We start from the raw sequence: 4,340 nt of genomic DNA, 5'->3' as shown, positions 1-4,340 counted from the left end.
GGGGTGGGGCGTGGTCGCCGCTTTCCTGGTGTTCGGCGCCGTGATCGCGGTGATCGCCGCGCTGGTGGCGCCGCACGTGCCGTCGTTCGCGCCGGAGCACTCGTCCGGCCGGACGGATCCGGAGCCGGCGGGCTGGTTCGGCGCCGTCCTCCTCTGCCTCCTCGGCGGGCCCGCCGGCGTGGCGTGGGCCGGCCGGACGTTCAGCGCTCCGAAGGCGGAAAGCGAGGAGGATGGCAGGCGGACCTGGGGGCCGCTCGCCGCGGGTTTCGGCTTCACCGGGCTGCTCGGCGTGCCGGCCCTGCTCCTGTTCGTCGCGCTGCTCGCCAGGCAGGCGCTGCCGCGAGGTGGACTGCTCCCCGACGGCGGCGGCTTCTTCTTCGTCCTCGGGGCCGTGGGCACCATGGGTGGTCTCGCCGCCGCCCTGGTCATCGCGGCGCTGCGGCTGTTCGGCGGGCACCGGACGCGCGCGGCGCCGCCCGTCGGCCCTCTCTCCCCGCTCGCCGCCGCCGCGTACTTCGCCGTCCTCGGCCTGCTCGGCATGCAGCTCGCGCACGCCCTGCCGGTGACGGGAGTGCGGATCATCGGGTTCATCGCGATGCTGGTCTCCTCCCCGGTCACCGTCCTCATCATCGGCCGAAGCATGAAGCAGTCCGAGCCAAGGTGAGGCGGCGAACAGGGAGCAAGCCCCGGCCCGCTGACGTCTGCCACCTCCGCCTTCGTCGGCGTCGCCGCATTCCGGATGACCACCTCAAATGAGACGACGTCTAAGCTGCGCTCATGTGGAGAGAAGCAGCGTCCCGGGCCTACGCGGACGCCGAGTTCGACGCGGGCGTCGATGCGGCCGCGCTGACGGCGGCCGAGAAGCGCCTGGGACGTCCGCTGCCGTCCGAGCTCACCGGCCTGCTTCAGGAAACGGACGGCATCGTCGGTCACCACGGCGTGGACGTGGTCTGGCCGCTGGAGCAGATCGTCGAGCAGAATCTCTGTTTCTGGTCGGACGACGCGTTCGCCGACCTGTACATGCCCTTCGACGCACTGCTCTTCTTCGGCGACAACGGCGGCGGTGACCAGTTCGCCTTCGTCCGGACGCCGCCGCGACCGGACGTCTTCGTGTGGGACCACGAGGATGACAGCCGCTCCTGGGCGGCCCGGAACCTCCTGGACTACCTCACCCGGTCCCTTGGCCGGGGCGACGACTGGTACCGGTAGCCCCGTCCCGGGTCAGGACGCGACGGCGGCGCGATCTCCCGTCGGGCCGCCCACGGGGACGGCCGGCATGAACAGGGCGGTGACGTGCGCGATGACGCGGGTGGAGGTGAACGTCGCCGTACCGGCCGCGAGCCGCCGCCCCGCACGCGTCGGGGTGATGAGGACGTCGACCCAGTCCCCCGCCCTCGCCGTGCCGAGGAGGTCGCAGGACAGGTTGACGGTGACCAGCCCGGCAGGCGGATCGCTCCGGACGGCGAGCGCGTAGCCGATGGCCACATCGCCGATGGCGGCTATCACGCCGCCGTGCAGGAGGCCGCGCGCGTTCGTCTTGGGGGCATCGACGGTGAAGCCTGCCCGCAGCGGGTCGCTGACATGACGCGCGAAGCCGCCGATCGCGTCGAGCATCGGACTGGGGCGGTCCCAGGGGACGAATAGCGAGCGTTCGTGGGTCATGGTCCCTCCAGGGAAGATCCGGTGCGAGAGGCGTCGGCCAGACCGCGAAGGGCCGCGGACACGACGAAACGGAAGCGGTGGTCGGTCGGCTCGGGGCCGCTCCCGAGGAGCCCCGACGAGTCGAGCGCGATGAGCCCCTGCACGGTGGCGAAGAGCCCGATGGCGGCGTCCTTCGCCGTCCCCTTCGCCCGGTCGGGGCCGAGCGCCGCGGCGACCCGGCCGGTGACGAGCCCGTAGATCTCCTCGGCGGCGCGGGCGTCCTGCGGGCCGGGGCGGAACTCGGCGAACGGCCTGGAGAACATGACCTCGTGGAGGTGCGGACACCGGTGCGCGAAGGAGCGGAGGGCCAGCGCCATCTCCAGCACGTCCCTCTCGGGGTCGCCCGTGCCGTCCAGCGCCCACAGTTCCTCGGCCAGGCGGGCGAACCCCTCGGCGAACAACGCGCGCGCCAGACCCTCCTTGCCTCCGAAGAGCTCGTTCACCGCCGCCTGCGAGGACCCGGCCCCGGCGGCGACGGCACGGGTCGTCACCGCACCGCTCCCACCCGATGCCAGCAGGTCCCCCGCGACCGCGAGCAACTCCTCGCGCAACGCGTCCGTGCGCATCCTTGTCCGGCCCACTCCTCCAGGGTAACCCATTTCGGATCATTGATCCGAAAAACTCTGCCGCTGCCCGCACACTGTGAGCGGGCAGCGGATTGAAAGCGTTCGGATGACCGTTTCCGTCCGGCAGCAGGTAGTGGCACGGCACCGCAGGCACGTCGAATTCGGCGCGCGCATCCGCTCGTGATCGTCGCCCGCGGGCGGCCGGCAGTTGGCCGGGGGGCGCTCCCGCTGGCCTCGGTTAGAGCGGGTAGGTCGCTCGGGCAGGGGCCGATGAGCCGGTCGAAGCCGTGGACCTCTTCAGTGAGTGGCTGGTGGCGGCGGACGAGGCGGCGCAGCGCGATAGTGACCACCACGGCCGGGTGGCGGGGTACTCGTCCGAGTGAAGATCTGGGTACGGGCAACAATGCAGAGTAGGAGCTCGGTTGTGGAACTTGTGCTGCTGAGGCGTCAGCCCGCCGACAGGGCATCGAGTTTGACGAAGATGCTGCCCGAGTCGCAGAAGCTGATCGCGTAGGTTTCCGGCGGGACATCGACGACGAGCGTCGGGACCGTCCCCTGGCCATGCGGAATCGAACAGCTTGGCCGGGCCCGGGACCGTCCAGGTGAGCGCCGACCTCTGCCAGGCCGGGGCGGCGAGTCGGGCATCGAGGCCGGCGAGGAACTCGCTTTCTGGACCGTCCGGCGCGTACTGCACGAACAGCAGTCGATCGTGCAGGAAGGTCGCTGCCCCCTTGCCCTCACCGAGGACGAGGGCCTGGGCGCCGCCGACGTCGATCACGGCGACGTGGTAGTCGGCGTCAGTGGCCTGGCAGGCACGTCCGTAGTCGCCCCGAGTGTCATAGGGGCCCTCGAAGTCGGAGTCGGGGTCGGCGCCGTGCCACTGGTCGCGCACACTGTCGGGAATGGCGATGAATGGCCCACCGCAGAGATCAGCCATGGCAGTAGTTCGTCCCGAGATATCACGAACGCGAGCCTAGTGATCTGCCGGACGCCTCCCCCACCGAGACGACCGCCATCGCCCGGCAGCCTCCAACAGGGCTGCGGCGTGAACGCTGGCGCTCAGCAGCCGAATCGCGGTCCGTGTCGGCGCTCGACTGGCCGCGGGTCTCAGCGGATGGCCGATCGACTCCGCCGGGTCCGGGACGTCCGGACGGGGGCAATGCCTGACGACCGCCCGGCCGGGGTGGCCGCACCGGTGCAGTGTGTGGGTTGGCACCGGCGCGACCATGGTTCCGACTCTCGTCGAACCAATCCAATTCTCACCTGTCACAGGTTGCACAAGCGTTGCGCAGTGTCACAACGGCTCCTCCGGCTCGCCGTCCAGGCCGCGGTCCGGCGGGATCGAGCAGCCGCCAGAGCACGTTGACCACACCACTAGTCTTGCCACATGATCAACACAGGTTGGGAGCAGCGCATCGCGGATCTTTGGGCCACCTTTGACGACTACGAGCCCGAAGACTTCCTCTTGAAGTTGCAGGGACTCACCCAGGAGTTGCCGGCCGGAAACCCCGTCGCGTACTACGAGCTGGCATCGGCGCACGACTCGATCGGTAACGAGGAGGAGGCCGCGACCTATTACAGGTCGGCTTTCGCCGCCGGGCTCACCGGTTCACGCCGACGTGAGGCGACGATCCAGTTCGCCAGCACCCTTCGCAACCTCGGCCGAGCCTCCGAAAGCGTCGAACTGCTGACCGCGGAACGCGAGGCGGTATCCGATGAACTCGACGATGCCGTCACCGCGTTTCTCGCGCTCGCCCTCACTGACCTCGGCCGCGACCGGGAGGCTGTGTCATTGGCACTCGACGCACTCTCGCGTCACCTGCCGCAGTACAACCGTTCACTTTCCAACTACGCAAAGGCACTGATGGAGGACTGAAAAACGTCAAGAAATGAGAAAGGGCCCCGCCTTTCGGCGGGGCCCTTCCAGCAATATGAGTCCGGCGGTATCCTACTCTCCCACACAGTCTCCCATGCAGTACCATCGGCGCTGAAGGGCTTAACTTCCGGGTTCGGAATGGGACCGGGTGTTTCCCCCTCGCCAAAACCACCGAACGACCAACCCCAACACCCACC

5 protein-coding genes and 1 rRNA gene are annotated in these 4,340 nt (G+C 69.4%); 3 read left to right on the top strand and 3 right to left on the bottom strand.

Annotation, left to right across the window (positions count from 1 at the left end; genetic code table 11):
- Together E1281_RS38025 and E1281_RS38020 are read left to right on the top strand one after the other, a co-directional pair.
- A partial coding sequence (locus tag E1281_RS38025; RefSeq protein ID WP_207943756.1) for a hypothetical protein occupies positions 1-664 on the top strand: 664 nt, incomplete at its 5' end.
- Positions 665-777: 113 nt separating this feature from the next.
- Positions 778-1,209 carry an SMI1/KNR4 family protein gene (locus E1281_RS38020; protein ID WP_131884546.1) on the top strand — a complete coding sequence of 144 codons (432 nt, stop codon included), beginning with the start codon at positions 778-780 and terminating at the stop codon, positions 1,207-1,209.
- Positions 1,210-1,221: 12 nt separating this feature from the next.
- On the opposite strand, the gene E1281_RS38015 is transcribed toward E1281_RS38020, so the two are convergent.
- Together E1281_RS38015 and E1281_RS38010 are read right to left on the bottom strand one after the other, a co-directional pair.
- Positions 1,222-1,662 carry a PaaI family thioesterase gene (locus E1281_RS38015; RefSeq protein WP_131884545.1) on the bottom strand — a complete coding sequence of 147 codons (441 nt, stop codon included), beginning with the start codon at positions 1,660-1,662 and terminating at the stop codon, positions 1,222-1,224.
- Positions 1,659-2,267, bottom strand: a complete 609-nt coding sequence (locus E1281_RS38010) for a TetR-like C-terminal domain-containing protein (RefSeq protein ID WP_165959289.1) — start codon at positions 2,265-2,267, stop codon at positions 1,659-1,661. The genes E1281_RS38015 and E1281_RS38010 overlap by 4 nt, the downstream gene beginning before the upstream one ends.
- 1,387 nt (positions 2,268-3,654) lie before the next feature.
- Here E1281_RS38010 and E1281_RS38000 point away from each other — a divergent pair.
- Positions 3,655-4,143, top strand: a complete 489-nt coding sequence (locus tag E1281_RS38000; RefSeq protein WP_131884542.1) for a tetratricopeptide repeat protein — start codon at positions 3,655-3,657, stop codon at positions 4,141-4,143.
- Positions 4,144-4,202: 59 nt separating this feature from the next.
- Here the strand turns inward: E1281_RS38000 and rrf are convergent.
- A 5S ribosomal RNA gene (gene rrf, locus E1281_RS37995) occupies positions 4,203-4,319 on the bottom strand.
- Positions 4,320-4,340: the final 21 nt, after the last annotated feature.

It is taken from the genome of Actinomadura sp. KC345 (genome assembly GCF_004348515.1).
Classification (GTDB): Bacteria; Actinomycetota; Actinomycetes; order Streptosporangiales; family Streptosporangiaceae; genus Spirillospora.
This window is presented reverse-complemented; position numbering and strand designations above follow the sequence as displayed.